The 13,095-nt window shown below is 39.6% G+C and carries 15 protein-coding genes, 1 pseudogene and 1 riboswitch; of the genes and pseudogenes, 10 read left to right on the top strand and 6 right to left on the bottom strand.

All coding sequences use genetic code 11. The features are described from left to right. Nucleotides 1–3: 3 nt before the first annotated feature. From PQ477_RS16015 to mnhG, 3 genes are read left to right on the top strand one after another with little or no spacing between them, the layout of a single operon-like run. Nucleotides 4–483 carry a Na+/H+ antiporter subunit E gene (locus PQ477_RS16015; protein WP_035398742.1) on the top strand — a complete coding sequence of 160 codons (480 nt, stop codon included), beginning with the start codon at nucleotides 4–6 and terminating at the stop codon, nucleotides 481–483. Then, nucleotides 483–758, top strand: coding sequence for a Na(+)/H(+) antiporter subunit F1 (locus PQ477_RS16010; RefSeq protein WP_035398743.1), 276 nt, complete (start codon nucleotides 483–485; stop codon nucleotides 756–758). The genes PQ477_RS16015 and PQ477_RS16010 overlap by 1 nt, the downstream gene beginning before the upstream one ends. Further along, nucleotides 745–1,113 (top strand): monovalent cation/H(+) antiporter subunit G, encoded by a 369-nt coding sequence (mnhG, locus tag PQ477_RS16005; RefSeq protein WP_035398744.1) that lies wholly within the window; start codon nucleotides 745–747, stop codon nucleotides 1,111–1,113. Before PQ477_RS16010 ends, mnhG begins: the two co-directional genes overlap by 14 nt. A 19-nt stretch (nucleotides 1,114–1,132) precedes the next feature. On the opposite strand, the gene PQ477_RS16000 is transcribed toward mnhG, so the two are convergent. Beyond that, nucleotides 1,133–1,930: a phosphatidylserine decarboxylase gene (locus tag PQ477_RS16000; RefSeq protein ID WP_035398745.1), complete on the bottom strand. Its 798-nt coding sequence runs from the start codon at nucleotides 1,928–1,930 to the stop codon at nucleotides 1,133–1,135. Between the two features lie 93 nt (nucleotides 1,931–2,023). Between PQ477_RS16000 and pssA the strand changes: the two genes are divergently transcribed. The 3 genes from pssA to thiD all read left to right on the top strand — a co-directional run bounded on the left by pssA (nucleotide 2,024) and on the right by thiD (nucleotide 4,073). Next, nucleotides 2,024–2,569 carry a CDP-diacylglycerol--serine O-phosphatidyltransferase gene (gene pssA / locus PQ477_RS15995; protein ID WP_318251812.1) on the top strand — a complete coding sequence of 182 codons (546 nt, stop codon included), beginning with the start codon at nucleotides 2,024–2,026 and terminating at the stop codon, nucleotides 2,567–2,569. 222 nt (nucleotides 2,570–2,791) lie between these two features. Next, nucleotides 2,792–3,067 (top strand): HU family DNA-binding protein, encoded by a 276-nt coding sequence (locus tag PQ477_RS15990; protein ID WP_035398747.1) that lies wholly within the window; start codon nucleotides 2,792–2,794, stop codon nucleotides 3,065–3,067. A gap of 23 nt (nucleotides 3,068–3,090) precedes the next feature. Next, a riboswitch (TPP riboswitch) is annotated at nucleotides 3,091–3,190 on the top strand. A gap of 64 nt (nucleotides 3,191–3,254) precedes the next feature. Beyond that, nucleotides 3,255–4,073, top strand: coding sequence for a bifunctional hydroxymethylpyrimidine kinase/phosphomethylpyrimidine kinase (gene thiD, locus PQ477_RS15985; protein ID WP_274272486.1), 819 nt, complete (start codon nucleotides 3,255–3,257; stop codon nucleotides 4,071–4,073). A gap of 42 nt (nucleotides 4,074–4,115) precedes the next feature. Here thiD and PQ477_RS15980 read toward each other — a convergent pair whose 3' ends face one another. Beyond that, the gene (locus tag PQ477_RS15980) at nucleotides 4,116–5,774 is read right to left on the bottom strand and encodes a BclA C-terminal domain-containing protein (RefSeq protein WP_274272485.1); all 1,659 of its coding nucleotides are present in this window, start codon (nucleotides 5,772–5,774) and stop codon (nucleotides 4,116–4,118) included. Nucleotides 5,775–6,118: 344 nt separating this feature from the next. Between PQ477_RS15980 and PQ477_RS15975 the strand changes: the two genes are divergently transcribed. Continuing rightward, entirely contained in the window at nucleotides 6,119–7,771 is a 1,653-nt protein-coding gene (locus PQ477_RS15975) for a BCCT family transporter (protein ID WP_052008352.1), read from the top strand. A 35-nt stretch (nucleotides 7,772–7,806) separates the two neighbouring features. On the opposite strand, the gene PQ477_RS15970 is transcribed toward PQ477_RS15975, so the two are convergent. Beyond that, nucleotides 7,807–8,619, bottom strand: a complete 813-nt coding sequence (locus PQ477_RS15970) for a uroporphyrinogen-III synthase (RefSeq protein WP_060706038.1) — start codon at nucleotides 8,617–8,619, stop codon at nucleotides 7,807–7,809. A 167-nt stretch (nucleotides 8,620–8,786) separates the two neighbouring features. On the opposite strand from PQ477_RS15970, the pseudogene PQ477_RS15965 reads away from it, so the two are divergent. Then, nucleotides 8,787–9,155, top strand: a pseudogene (locus tag PQ477_RS15965) (sigma-70 family RNA polymerase sigma factor); the annotation flags it as partial. Between the two features lie 2 nt (nucleotides 9,156–9,157). On the opposite strand, the gene PQ477_RS15960 reads toward PQ477_RS15965, so the two are convergent. Beyond that, nucleotides 9,158–10,642 carry a recombinase family protein gene (locus PQ477_RS15960; RefSeq protein WP_349775508.1) on the bottom strand — a complete coding sequence of 495 codons (1,485 nt, stop codon included), beginning with the start codon at nucleotides 10,640–10,642 and terminating at the stop codon, nucleotides 9,158–9,160. Nucleotides 10,643–10,801: 159 nt separating this feature from the next. After that, nucleotides 10,802–11,002: a hypothetical protein gene (locus tag PQ477_RS15955; protein WP_055736064.1), complete on the bottom strand. Its 201-nt coding sequence runs from the start codon at nucleotides 11,000–11,002 to the stop codon at nucleotides 10,802–10,804. Nucleotides 11,003–11,323: 321 nt separating this feature from the next. On the opposite strand from PQ477_RS15955, the gene PQ477_RS15950 reads away from it, so the two are divergent. Continuing rightward, a complete protein-coding gene (locus PQ477_RS15950; RefSeq protein WP_274272483.1) occupies nucleotides 11,324–11,956 on the top strand; it encodes a hypothetical protein in 633 nt (210 codons plus the stop codon). Nucleotides 11,957–12,039: 83 nt separating this feature from the next. Continuing rightward, nucleotides 12,040–12,408, top strand: a complete 369-nt coding sequence (locus PQ477_RS15945; protein ID WP_274272482.1) for a hypothetical protein — start codon at nucleotides 12,040–12,042, stop codon at nucleotides 12,406–12,408. Here PQ477_RS15945 and PQ477_RS15940 read toward each other — a convergent pair. Continuing rightward, nucleotides 12,397–12,747, bottom strand: a complete 351-nt coding sequence (locus PQ477_RS15940) for a hypothetical protein (protein WP_274272481.1) — start codon at nucleotides 12,745–12,747, stop codon at nucleotides 12,397–12,399. The two genes, PQ477_RS15945 and PQ477_RS15940, sit on opposite strands and share 12 nt — an antisense overlap. Between the last annotated feature and the right edge of the window lie 348 nt (nucleotides 12,748–13,095).

Genomic DNA, 13,095 nt, shown 5'->3' with positions numbered 1-13,095 from the left:
ATTATGGCTTTTCAATTATTAATTAACGTCGTTCTTGCCATTGTTTGGATGCTGTTTCAGAATAGCTTCACCATTGTTGATTTTGTGGTTGGCTATACGATTGGATTTTTCGTTGTCTTAGTACTGATAAGGTTTAAAGGCTATGAATTTTACTTTTCCCGGGTGTGGTCTCTCATAAAGCTCATTCTCGTTTTCATGAAAGAGCTGGCTATAGCTAATGTGGTTGTATTAAAGACCGCATTAAGCCCTAAGATGGACGTAGCACCGGGAATCGTAGCGGTCCCTACTCGACTCGAAACTGAAACAGAAAAAACAATGTTTGCAGTTATGATGACATTGACACCTGGAACACTATCCATTGAATTCTCGCTAGATTCAAATGTGATATTCGTACACGCATTAGATGCTAGGAACCGAGATGAGATTATTGATACAGTTCAAAATACGTTTGAACGAGGCATTTTGGAGGTGACACGGAGATAATGTTCGACACAATTCTAACTTGGCTTTTGCTCATAAAGTGTGTTGGCGCTTTACTATGCATCATCCGTGTATTGATTGGACCAACCCATTCCGATCGAATTGCTGCACTTGATACGTTGGGACTAATGTTAATTGGCTTTGTCGGTATTCTCATGATTCTTCAAGATACGATGGCTTATACCGAAGTCATTCTCGTAGTGGCAATTTTAGCATTTATCGGTTCTGTCGCACTGGCAAAATATTTAGAGAGGGGGAATTTATTTGACCGCGATTGAATGGATCATTATTATCTTTTTAGCTGTCGGAACCCTTTTTAGTATTGCTGCTGGTATCGGCTTAGTTCGCTTCCCAGATGTATATTCTCGACTTCATGCAACTGGAAAAAACGCAACAGCAAGCGTCATTCTTATCATGTCAGCAACATTTATTTACTTTCTTTACGAACATCAGCTTTTTATCGGGAAAATCCTCCTTACCATTTTGTTTGTCTTTCTAACAACTCCTGTTGCCGCACTGTTGATTTCAAGATCAGCGTATCGAATAGGTATACCTATGTCCAAGGAATCTGTTAGAGACGAAATGAAGCCTTATTATGACAATGAGAAGGCTTCACCAGCAAAAAACGAATAAGAACAACCCCCTTGGAATATTACCAGATGTCCAAGGGGGTTCTCTCTTTATGCAATAGACCGATTTTCTCGCCCACTTTCACTTCATTGCTGCTTAACTCTAAAGTAAATGTGTCCTTTTTAAACAAAAGAATAACAGTAGAACCGAACGAAAAGTAACCAACTTCCTCCCCCTTTGTCCATCGGGGATCTGTTTTTGTCCGCACAATTGTATTGATATTCATAGCTCCAACCTCAATCATAGCAGCTGAAACACTTTCAGCTTGTAAATAATTTACCGTCCGATAATTGTGGGATAGAGGTTTAACACCATACTTTAAGCCTGTTTCATTTACTGGATAAGAACGATTTCCTAAGCTTACGGTCTCTGTACAAACGCAATTGAAAGGGCTATGAATACGATGATAATCCCGGGGGCTTAAATATAAAATGACATACATTCCCCCATTATAGTCAGAAGCTCTTTCATTTGATTGCAACATCTCTTCAATTTTATAAGTTTGACCCTTCACAACAAAGCTTGTCTCTTCGTTGATGATACCTGTTTCTTCACAACGGCCATCTACTGGTGACACAACACTTTCAGCGGACTGATCAATTGGACGTTTAGCCATTTTTATTTGCCGAGTAAAAAAAGAATGGAGACTTTTGTGCTCAGCATATGGTCGCGCAGATTCTTCAACATTAATCTTATAAGTCCTAATAAAAAGTGGAATGAAAGGTTTACTTAACCTCGACATTGTAAACCGTTTTATTAGTACAGAGCTCCATTTGTGATTGGTTAATTCAACACTTATCTGAAAGATTTTCCTTTTCATCTCATCACCTTTAACACATTATTTCCTCATTGCTAATCATTTTATGGTATACTTTGGTATTATAGCACGTAAATAAACTCGAAAAGAGGTGAAATGTACGTGTTTTTATTAAATCAACTCGTCTCTACGCGTAAGAAAATAAAAGGGCAGCTCGCTAACGCGTTAACACTTATTAATTTAGGACTTGGGATTACTGCAATTATGTTTATTTTACAAGGAAGTATTTGGTATGGCTTCTTATTTATAGCTCTAGCTGCTTTGTTTGATCGATTCGATGGCATGGTTGCTAGAAAAATGAAGATTGAATCTGAATTAGGAAAGCAACTAGATTCTTTAAGTGACCTTGTCTCATTTGGTGTCGCACCTGCTCTTCTCGTTCAACAAGCCACTTTGATGCCACTTAGCTTTGTTGGTGGACTTGCTGTTGTTCTATTTATTTTATGTGGTGCGTTGCGCTTAGCTCGCTTTAATATTACTGACTCGCCGAATGAGTTTATTGGTTTACCAATTACAGCAGCTGGATGTATAGTAGCTTTTTCAACATTGTTTACGGAACAGTTGCCAGCTACGTTTTACGTTATTTTCATGATATGTCTTTCTGGATTAATGATCAGCAACATTCGTGTAAAGAAAGTGTAACCGCATTTTCCGTGTAATGTTACTGAAATTGATTCATAAGTCTACTTTTCTATTCTCTAACCTTAAAATTACTGCTTTTAACTTGACAGTAGCAGGATTCATGAGTAAATTAAGGGCAGGCAGTAACGTCTGCCCGCTTATAAAGCGGATTTAAAGCATACATATTATTCTAGCGTAACAGAATAATAGGTTATTCTATGTAAAGAAAAGGAGTTTTTACAGATGAACAAAACAGATCTGATTAATGCAGTTTCCGAACAAGCAGAAATCTCTAAAAAGGATGCGTCAAAAGCAGTAGACGCTGTATTTGAAGGCATCACTGATTCATTAGTGAACGGAGGCAAAGTTCAACTTGTTGGCTTTGGTAGCTTTGAAGTAAGAGAGCGTTCTGCAAGAAAAGGACGTAACCCACAAACTGGAGAAGAAATTGAAATTCCAGCAACTAAAAATCCTGCGTTCAAACCAGGTAAACAACTTAAAGACGCAGTTAATTCATAAGAACGGTTTAACTGTATAATACTAAATTCCACTAGGGGTGCTTGAATGCTGAGAAAAGGGAAACCTTTAACTCTTCAACCTGATCTAGTTAACACTAGCGTAGGGAAGTGGATAAGCAATGCACAATTGCTCAAAACGGCCGCCTCATTGCGGCCGTTTTTTCTTATTTGAAAGGAGGAGGTTAAAAGTGAATCCAATAAGTCATGCCTTAACGATCGCTGGGACAGATCCTACTGGTGGTGCAGGTATTCAAGCGGATTTAAAGACGTTTCAGGAACTGCATGTCTATGGGATGTCTGTCCTCACATCCATTGTTGCGCAGAATACAATGGGTGTGAAAGATATACACCACCTTCCAATAGGCTTTATAGAGCTACAGTTACAATCGGTTATAGAAGATATCTATCCGCATGCAATAAAAACGGGCATGATTGCACAAAAAGAAATGATGGCGCTCTTAGCAACGAAACTCCGTTCGCTTAAAGATGTTCCTTACATTTGTGACCCCGTTATGATGGCTAAAAATGGTGACGCTCTGTTAGAAAAAGATGTACGCTCTTTTTTACGCGATACATTAGTACCTTTAGCAACCATCGTCACACCCAACATTGCGGAAGCTGAAGATTTGATAGAAATGAAAATTGATACACTTGAAGATATGAAAAAAGCTGCTGAGCGTATAATACATGAATTAGGTGCTCATTACGTAGTCATTAAAGGTGGTAGCTTAAACGGAGAAGCTACGGATGTTTTTTATGGCAAGAGTTGTGGGTTTCATATATTAGATGCACCAAGAACCGATACGAAACATACACACGGGACAGGCTGTACGTTTTCTGCAGCCATCACGTCTGAACTGGCAAAAGGAGTATCTGTTTTTGATGCAGTAAAAAAAGCCAAACAATTTACAGCTGCAGCCATAGCCCATTCTTTAAATATTGGTCATGGTTACGGACCTACAAATCACTGGGCTTATCGTTTACACGCTTCTTCTAGTCAGAATTAATGGCTATGTAAAGCCTACCTTATTTGGTAGGCTTCTGTTCACTTAAGAAATGCGAATGATGCTTAGGGCTGCTCCTTGACCAGAAACAAGAACGGCAGCTCCTAATAAACCAAACAATTCTATCTGAACCACATCACCAGCCGCTAAAGTAGTAATCACATTACCTGAGATGTTCGTAACAGCAACACCAGGAGATACTTCAGAAGAGTCTAAAGGTACACCATTAACTGTAAGACGTAGCCCTAATAGTAAACCGGCAGTTAGATTTACACTATACGAAATGCTATAAGTTCCTGCAGTAACGATTGTAAATCCATCATCCTCTGCAGTTATATTTGATGCAATTTGATTATCTGGCACTGGAACTGTTGTACCACCCAACACTACTGCAATGGTCGCTCCACCGTTTGTACCAAATGCATAAGTTGTTGTCAGCCCTTCACCTGTTGGACCAGCTGGCCCAGTAGGACCTGTCACACCAATACTTGGAAGAATTAATTCAAAGTCTGCTGATGTGCCTGGTGTGCCTGTTGGTGCATCCACTAACACCTGATAAATTGAACCGTCAAACGATACTAACTCTCCTGCTGTTAACGTTGGTGCCGTAGCAGGATCGAATACCGTTACGCCATCTAAGCCAACACCGGTTGGACCAATTGGACCTGTTGGGCCTGTTACTCCATCTAGTCCGGTTGCTCCCGTTGGGCCGGTTACCCCATCTAGTCCGGTTGCTCCCGTTGGGCCGGTTACCCCATCTAGTCCGGTTGCTCCCGTTGCTCCGGTTACCCCAGCTAATCCGGTTGCTCCCGTTGGGCCGGTTACCCCATCTAGTCCGGTTGCTCCCGTTGGACCTGTTACCCCAGCTAATCCGGTTGCTCCCGTTGGGCCGGTTATCCCATCTAGTCCGGTTGCTCCTGTTACCCCATCTAGTCCGGTTGGGCCCGTTGCTCCATCTAATCCGGTTGCTCCCGTTGCCCCTGTTACCCCATCTAGTCCGGTTGCTCCCGTTGCTCCTGTTACCCCATCTAATCCGGTTGCTCCCGTTGCCCCTGTTACCCCAGCTAATCCGGTTGCTCCCGTTGCCCCTGTTACCCCATCTAGTCCGGTTGGGCCCGTTGCTCCATCTAATCCGGTTGGACCTGTTGCTCCATCCAATCCGGTTGCTCCCGTTGCTCCTGTTACTCCATCTAGTCCGGTTGCTCCTGTTGCTCCATCCAATCCGGTTGCTCCCGTTGGGCCGGTTACCCCATCTAGTCCGGTTGCTCCTGTTGCTCCATCCAATCCGGTTGGGCCTGTTGGACCCGTTGCCCCTGTTGGACCTGTTATTCCTGTCGTTCCAGTCCCACCATCACCTATAACAAGTTCGTATTCTGGTGAGGTTCCAGGATCCCCTACTGGTGCATTAACTAGAACTCGATAAAGACTTCCATTAAAAGAGACAAAATCTCCAGCAACTAAACTAGGACGAATACCTTCACTGAATGGAATGATACTGTCTAGCCCTAGTCCCGTTGGGCCTGTTGGGCCTGTTGGGCCTGTTGGGCCTGTTGGGCCTGTTGGGCCTGTTATACCAGTTCCACCACCTGCAGGGCCTGTCGGTCCCGTTGGGCCTGTTGGACCTGCTATTCCATCTAGGAAGCCCCCACCGTTTCTAGGAGTTCTTGAGAAACGTTGTACGTTGTCACAATTATAAAAATCCATTTTTAGCTCCTCCTACTTTTATTGCTGCTTACATTACAGCTATATAATTTTATGTTTTAGCGAACCATAGTGTTTGTGTAGAAACCATGGTTCTAGAAAATAGGTGTCACCTATTTTCTATGCAACTTTAGAAAATCATCGTCAACTCGGTTTTAATACTTTTAAAAAAAGAAAATCGTACTTGCTTACTACTAGGTTGAATTGATTCCAGAATCGAACAAATAATAAAGTATAGATAATCAAAGGCCGTTTATCCTGCTCTTATTAAAATTAGACATCGAAGCAATAGATCTTTATAATCTGCTTATGCCCATTAATACATAATTACGTTAGGAGAACTTTCATTGAGAAAAAAGACCGCCGGTACACTGACAAACGTTTTTTATTGGACGCTAGGCATTTTAATTGTTTTTGTAGCCATTGGCATCCTCTTTCCTAGCCAGCTTGAAGCTATCACTGCGACTGTACGCCAATTTATAGCTAATTTCTTTGGCTGGTACTACTTAATTGTCGTCACCATTTTCTTGTTGGTTTGCCTATTTTTTATTGTTAGCCCGTTTGGAAGGTTACGCCTCGGAAAAGAAGAAGATCGTCCAGAGTACAGCTACTTAACGTGGTTCGCCTTTTTATTTAGTGCTGGTCTTGGGGTTGGCTTACTGTTTTTTGGAGCCGCTGAACCGATAGCTCACTATGCCATTGATGCTCCTACCGCAGATGAAGCGACTGGTCAAGCAGCCCTAGAGTCGCTTAAATTCGTTTTTTTGCATTGGGGTTTTCATGGATGGGCAATTTATGCCATTGTCGCTATTTGCCTTGCTTACTTTAATTTCCGCAAGGATATGCCAGGCTTAATCAGTGCCACCCTTTCCCCACTTATTAATCCAAGAGGCTTTTGGGGTCAAACAATCGATGTTATTGCTATTGTTGCGACACTATCAGGTATAGCGACTACACTCGGTTTTGGTGCTGCACAAATGAATGGTGGAATATCTTTTTTAACGAATATACCGAATAGCTTCGGTCTACAACTTGTGATTATTGTTATTGTCACCATTTTATTTTTAATCTCTGCAAGTACAGGAATTGACAAAGGTATTCGTGTTTTAAGCCGCATGAATATGATTTTAGTTATGCTTATGTTATTATTTTTCATGATTTTTGGTGCCTCTTTATATTCTTTAAACCTTTTTACGAACACACTCGGACAATACATTCAGTCGTTACCTGAATTAAGCTTTACCATTGCGCCGAATAGCTCTGAACATCGTGAATGGATTAATGCGTGGACGCTATTCTACTGGGCTTGGTGGATGGCTTGGTCTCCTTATGTCGGAACGTTCATCGCCCGTGTTTCAAGAGGTAGAACGCTAAGAGAGTTTGTTATTGGCGTGTTGCTTGTACCATCTCTTCTTGGCTTTGTTTGGTTTTCTTTCTTGGGGGGCACAGCGATATCTTTTGAATCTCAAGGTCTAACAACGATTTCCAATTTGGCTGATGAAGAGGCCTTATTTGGGGTATTAGGAGCCATGCCATTTAGTACAATTACATCGTATATTACCATTTTCTTAATCGCCGTTTTCTTCATTACATCTGCAGATTCGGCTACACATGTGTTAGGTAGCCAATCAACGAATGGGTCATTAAATCCTCCTACAAAAATCAAGATCTTATGGGGCGTTCTAATGTCAGCAACTGCTGCTGTACTTCTCTATAGTGGTGGGTTACAAGGATTACAAAATACAATGATTGTCGTTGCATTTCCGTTTTCAATTATCATGCTTTTAATGGTTATTTCTCTTTTTAAAGCCTTACGACATGAACAGTTGAAGAAAGAAGTAAAAGAACGTCGTTTGCTACGAGAAATTGCAGAGCTTCGGCAATTTAAGAGTAAGACAGAACGAGCAGAAAGAAAACGTCATAAGCAAGAAGAACAAAAACAGAAAAAAACAGAAAAAACGAAGAAAAAGAAGGGTATTAAAAAGCCTAAAGAAGAATAAAGCAAAAACCCGTTGTCTTAACAGGCAACGGGTTTTTACTTGGTAGAAGCTATGTATTTTCCTAAATGAATAATCATTGCACCCATTCTTTCTTTAGCTGGATATACTACATTCGTTACTCCTGATTCATATAACGCTTCTGCTGTTACCTTTCCGACTGCAGTCGCAATGACATCATCTTCAAAACTGGCGATGACTTCTTCTGTAAGACCTCGATTCTCGGCGCAGGAAAAGAGGGCTTTTACTTGTAATGCAGATGTAAAACAAACCGCTTGATAACTTTTAGCCATCACTAATTCTCTTAATAATTGATCCGCTACACTCTCTTCAGGAGGAAGATGGTGGTATGGGAGCCAAGTCGTTAATACGGCTTGTTTGACTGAAAAAAATTGCTCCATTTCTGGCGATGGAATTCCATAAAGTTGGACGACAACATGTTTTTTTTGAAACGGAAAGGCGCTTAATTTAACGAGTAAATCCTTTGTTGTACCATCTTCTGATGCAACTTCGTATGAAACGCCTTCTTTCTTTAATGCGGCAATCGCTTTGTAACCTCGAACTGCAATTCTAGCTTTATTCAACTTGTCTACAAACGTTTTTTTTACTCCCATTTCCTCAGCGTGCCGCATAAACGTTTGAATACCGATTCCAGTAGTAAAAACAAACCAGTCCACATTAGCATTCAAGCCATCACGGATCATCGCTTTCACAATTGTTTCATCCTCAATCACTGTACCTTGCATGGAACGCACGCTACTTGTTCCACCTTGTTTCCTAATCAATTCTTCCATCTCATCTGTTTTCCGAGACGCCGTTAACGCAATATGATAATTCGCTAGTAATGTCATCTTTTTCTCCACTTTCTATCTGAACTCGCTGCTACAGCCATTTGTTTTAACCTATCAGACTTGCAATGGTTTCGCAATGATAAGCTTTACACAGAACCATCGTGTATTTTTTTTGTACAGACACGAACATGCTTACGGCTGCATAGGTATATGGAGGAGGTGAACAAATGTCAGGATTACTTGCAGCCGTTTCATACTTAATGAGGGAAGTTATTGTATTTGTTTCCTATGTCAAAAATAATGCTTTCCCACAACCTTTAAGCAAAGAGGATGAAAAAAAGTACTTACAACTTGCTGCTCAGGGTGACCAAGAAGCAAGAAACTTATTAATTGAGCATAACCTACGTCTCGTCGCTCATATTGTCAAAAAGTTTGAAAACACACGTGAAGATGCAGAAGATTTAATCTCCATTGGCACGATTGGCTTAATTAAAGCCATTGAAAGCTATTCAGATGGTAAAGGAACAAAATTAGCCACTTATGCAGCACGATGTATTGAGAACGAGATTCTAATGTCATTACTATTACATAAAGAACTTTAAAGAAGTTGAATTGAAACTTCCCCATCTTTCGATAAGATAATTTCCTTCACTAACATACGCAAAATTTCTTTTTTATCTTCCTCAGAAATAGTATCTTCTTTCAACCATCTCTTCCTAACCTCATCTAACATTAAAAACGAACTGGACATTTCCTTTTGATTATTCACTTTACCTTCAAGCTCAACAAGTTGATTCTTCAACCGTTCCTCTTTACTTTTTAACTCAACAATAGAGTCTCTAATTTCTTCTGTATCCATATCTTCAAGCGCAAACAACTGCAGCAGTTTCTTTCTTCCGCTTTTCGCTTTATCAATTTGCTCTTTTAAATCATCAATTTGGTCAATTTCAAATTTAGAGAACGTGTCGCCACTTTCTGGTTTGTAATCTTCCAACCTCTCAGGATTATTTAAAAGTTCTTCTATCTTATCCCATATGGTTGTTTCTAACTTATCTGCCCTTACGTGATGCTTACAACCTTCATTTTTTGCTCCTGAGCTATTTTTTACATCTGTATAATACCTAAGTTTCGTACCCCAGTTGTTTCTGTATATGCCTGTCATTGTATTCCCACAATCGGCACACCTTACAATCCCACTCAGGAGATACATTCTTGCACTGGTACTCTTTGACCACCGTCTACGGGCTTGTTTAAGCAGCTCTTGAGCATAATCAAATTGTTCTTGATCGATTATTTGAGGTATTTCTGTTTCGATCCATTCAGATTGATCTCTAATGGTCATTTTTATTTTGTTATCAGCTTTATATTTGTTGGCAAGCATACCTTCAGTATTAAACTTATTTTGATAGTATGTGCCAGTGTACATTTCATTTAATAGTATCTGCCTTACCACTTGTCTATGCCAAACACCTACACCTTTTTTTGTAGGTATTTCTTTGGCCGTGAGAAACTTTGCTATGCCATTCATCCCTTGGATATCTTTAGTTGGTTTTGTAAACATGTCAAAGATAAACCTTATGATATTTGCCTCTTTTTCATTTACGACATACATGCCGTTCTCTTTATCATAATCGTATCCATAAGCATGACTATTCTTTATCACTTTTCCTTCAATGGCCTTTCGCTTTCGTCCGCTCGTCATACGTTCATTTATTTTAGCTTTCTCAAACTCTGAAATCGCTCCCCTTAAGCTATAAAAAAGTTGCCCTTCTGGAGTGGAGGCAAATTCACCATTTACATATATCATTTCTACATCTTTTTTTCGAAACTCATCATCTATAATTAAAGCATTCATTAATTTCCTAGAGAGTCGATCAGGGTCATAACAAACGACTTTCGTTATGAGACCTTCCCTAACATCTTTTCTTAGCCTTTCTAAATCCGGTCTTTCCAAAAACTCACCGGAAAAACCCTCGTCAACGTATTGAATTACATCATTCGTTCCTGCTTTGTCCTTGCACATCTGTATCTGATTGCGGACACTGTACCCTTTCTTCCCTTGCTCTTCCGTCGATACCCTCACGTATATCGCTATCACGCTCTAGTTCCTCCTTATATCGCTTTATAAGGTAATCATAGCAAAGATGTATGTTCTTGTCCGTATACTTACCAGTAACTACCTTGACTCGCACTGTCATCACTCCTCATTTGAGCGTATGACAGTTACGATTGTCCGAATTACTTATTTAACTAATACGGGATTTACTCCCATTAAATTGTATTTATGTAGAAAAGCTAGCGATTTCACCTTTCTCCATACCAAAAATTCCGACTCGTTCATTTTTGGGGTTAATTCCGAATCAATAATAGAGCCGTTTTTCTTCACGCAAACCATACCTTCTTTATCTTTATCCGACCAAAATGCAATCACCTCAAACTTCATGCTGACACCCCTTTAAACAATGATAAAGCAAACATACATTTATATAGGAAGAAACTCACTTTCCCATCTATATGTCTGTAGGGCGATATCTCCTCTTTTAAAGGCATTTTAATGGGTAGACATCCCTTTAATAATTATATTAACACGGAACATATGTTCTTAATAGTACTAAACTCGCTTTCAAAAAATTGAATTTAAAGTAGAATATTTTTTTATGTCTCAAGACTAGAGCTCTTTACATTCTTTTGAAACTTTTCATTGTGTTTAGACGTTAAATAATAGTATGCTTTTATTAATGTGACTTTAGGAGGATAAATACATATGAATAAAAAATTATCTTTTTTACTAGCTATTGGTCTTGTTGTATTAACAGCATGTGGCTCTGATAATACTTCGTCAAGTGATCAGGACGAGACCGGAAGCGAAGAAACGACCTCAGCAAATACAGATACTTCTAATGAGACTAATGAATCAAATGATGAAGCCGATAGCGTTTTTGATGCAGAAGCGGGCGAAAGAGTAGTTGACGGTGGATACGGTGAATTTAACTTCTCTGATGTAATTAATGTGAATGAGCATTTTACCTCTGGTCCAATTGAGGGCAATTTCGAATCAGTTAAGGCGGGAACATTTTCTTTTGATGACGAAAATAAAGAAACGATAAATATCGTAACAACTGTTATTAAAACAGAAAATACTTCTGACGATGAAGCGTCGTTTCATTCATTCTCCGCAACGTTAACAACAGACACCGGTAATCAAATAGACGCTGAGATGATGCTAAACGGCGGAGAATCTTCTCACATAGGTCAAGTTAGGCAGGAACAGTTTGTATCCTATAATCTTGGCGACGAAAGCATTGATGATATCGGAGAGTTAAACTTCCACTTCAAATCAACTTCTATCGATAATAGATCTGTAGATGATGATTTCACAATCACAGTTAATCCATAAAAGAACCTTAATTGGTTCTTTTTTCTTGTTGCATACGAACATTTATTCTCATATAATAAAGCAACTAAGAAAGGATGATTGAAATGGAACTACCTGAAACTTCTTTTGACGGTTGGGATTCACTTACAGTCGATGAACGACCAGAGGTAAGTATTCGATCATACATTATTAATCGCTTGACGAGAGAGTACCTACACAACATATATGACCGCTCACCTGATTTACACCAGCAGATACTTAAACTAATTGCAGATGACCAATTTGCCAAGAGACATTATTTTAGTGAAGAAAATATTAAGGTTGAAGATCAACCAAGCCAAGTAGACAGCTTATTTTTGAACTGGCGTTTTTGGTGTAACGGTCGGACTGGATTTGTTGGCGGAACAAGGTCAACTCTAAAAAAAGATGTAAAAAGAAACTTGTTGTTTTACATGGGCAAACTAGGTGAGTAAATGTCCTTTTGAGGAAGCCTTTGAGCGACGCTTAGATGATATGGATGAAGACCTGTTATGGGAAGAAATTTTAGCGGGTATAAGCGATGAGGATAAGCGATTGAGCAATTCTAAATCGTTATAGCTTATGTGGCGGAAATGACAAATGTCGTTGCGTATGGAGACCGATTGATGTAGGTCTCTTTTTTGTTGCTCAGTATATGCGAAACCATAGTTGTAGAGTGCGTAGTTAACAACTTGATTGTAATTACCGTAGTGACTACTGGCGTTAGGATACCGTTCAATAATGGCATCATGGATTGACCATAGATAAGCAAATGCTTCAAATTCTCTCTTCATATAAAACCTCCTAACCCATAAATTCAACGAACACAGCAAAAAACCTGCTCTTGTTTATTCCAAAATGAATTTAACAAAAACAGGTATGCGTAATAAGCCTTTGCTGGTTAAATTGCGGTACTTCACTTCTACCTTGATTACCGGGTCCATGTAGATGTAGTCTTTTGATCCTGTTTTAAGCTGATCGACGAGACTATACAATACTTTCCTGTCGTTAGCGGGGTACAAATTCAACTACACCAGCATAGCTTCCAAAAGCCAGCCAAATTCCTTTTTTCTTATACCTGCAATAAAAAAATCCTGTTTGCCAGTTGATGACTTTAACCAGTTATGTGATCGATTAGCAAT

Source organism: Shouchella hunanensis (assembly GCF_028735875.1).
In the GTDB taxonomy this organism is placed as follows: domain Bacteria; phylum Bacillota; class Bacilli; order Bacillales; family Bacillaceae_D; genus Shouchella; species Shouchella hunanensis.
The sequence above is the reverse complement of the archived record's forward strand: the minus strand, read 5'-3'. Positions and strand labels throughout refer to the sequence as shown.

Coding starts and splice junctions, on each gene's coding strand:
- PQ477_RS16000 (WP_035398745.1), bottom strand. CDS start 1,930: ATGAAAAGGAAAATCTTTCAGATAAGTGTTGAATTAACCAATCACAAA.
- PQ477_RS16010 (WP_035398743.1), top strand. CDS start 483: ATGTTCGACACAATTCTAACTTGGCTTTTGCTCATAAAGTGTGTTGGC.
- PQ477_RS15990 (WP_035398747.1), top strand. CDS start 2,792: ATGAACAAAACAGATCTGATTAATGCAGTTTCCGAACAAGCAGAAATC.
- PQ477_RS15940 (WP_274272481.1), bottom strand. CDS start 12,747: ATGAAGAGAGAATTTGAAGCATTTGCTTATCTATGGTCAATCCATGAT.
- pssA (WP_318251812.1), top strand. CDS start 2,024: ATGTACGTGTTTTTATTAAATCAACTCGTCTCTACGCGTAAGAAAATA.
- PQ477_RS15970 (WP_060706038.1), bottom strand. CDS start 8,619: ATGACATTACTAGCGAATTATCATATTGCGTTAACGGCGTCTCGGAAA.
- PQ477_RS15955 (WP_055736064.1), bottom strand. CDS start 11,002: ATGAAGTTTGAGGTGATTGCATTTTGGTCGGATAAAGATAAAGAAGGT.
- PQ477_RS15980 (WP_274272485.1), bottom strand. CDS start 5,774: ATGGATTTTTATAATTGTGACAACGTACAACGTTTCTCAAGAACTCCT.
- PQ477_RS15950 (WP_274272483.1), top strand. CDS start 11,324: ATGAATAAAAAATTATCTTTTTTACTAGCTATTGGTCTTGTTGTATTA.
- PQ477_RS16015 (WP_035398742.1), top strand. CDS start 4: ATGGCTTTTCAATTATTAATTAACGTCGTTCTTGCCATTGTTTGGATG.
- PQ477_RS15945 (WP_274272482.1), top strand. CDS start 12,040: ATGGAACTACCTGAAACTTCTTTTGACGGTTGGGATTCACTTACAGTC.